The organism is Compostibacillus humi, assembly GCF_014637175.1.
Taxonomy (GTDB): Bacteria; Bacillota; Bacilli; order Bacillales; family Amphibacillaceae; genus Oceanobacillus; species Oceanobacillus humi.
Genome location: NZ_BMEV01000159.1, coordinates 1 through 781 on the forward strand (window position 1 = coordinate 1; position 781 = coordinate 781).

Here is a 781-nt window from a genome sequence, read left to right on the forward strand (position 1 = left end):
ATTTGTGTTGGTAAAAATAAACTTTTTCCACACAGAAATATAAATTCAAGTTTCTTCGATTAAAAAATACGAATGGATTGAAGGTATAACAAAGAAAATCGGTAAACTTAAATCAAATTACTATTGACATTTAGCTAAAAGTATGTTATAGTTAAATTGGTGTATTATGTTTATTAATTAAATCGTAAATTTGATTATACCATTCACTTTTGATAAAAGCAATACTAAAAAACAAAAAGCCACCGTATGTTTTGAACTGCGCCCTGTCAAGTAGACAGTGAAAAAACAAAAAATCTATGCGACAGCCTGGTGCCGATATTCTAACGGTGCTAGGCTGTTTAGTTTCTCTTGGTATCGTTCTTTGTTATAAAATGTTATATATTTATCAATATCTTCCTTTAGTTCCTCAAACGACTTATACTGCTTTAGGTTGTAACATTCACATTTAAAATGACCGAAAAAGCTCTCAATCGGAGCATTGTCAATACAGTTACCGACTCGAGACATACTACGCGTCATGCCAGCTTCTGTAGTAATATAACGATACTCCTTTGATGTATACTGCGAACCGCGATCGCTATGAATCAATGGAGTGGCGTCAGGATTTGCTTGTATAGCCGCTTTGATGGTATCCATAACTAGAGGGTTGTCATTATAGCGTCCAACCCGGTAAGCAATGATGGAGCCGTCATAAAGGTCCTTAATGGCACTTAAATAAGCTTTACTGCCAAAGCCATAATGGATGTGCGTAATATCCGTTACCCACTTCTCATTCGGCTTC

At 35.5% G+C, this 781-nt stretch carries 1 protein-coding gene; it reads right to left on the reverse strand.

All coding sequences use genetic code 11. The features are described from left to right. Positions 1-294: 294 nt before the first annotated feature. The coding region (locus IEV18_RS17080) for an IS3 family transposase (protein WP_188393522.1) at positions 295-781 on the reverse strand (487 nt) is incomplete at its 5' end.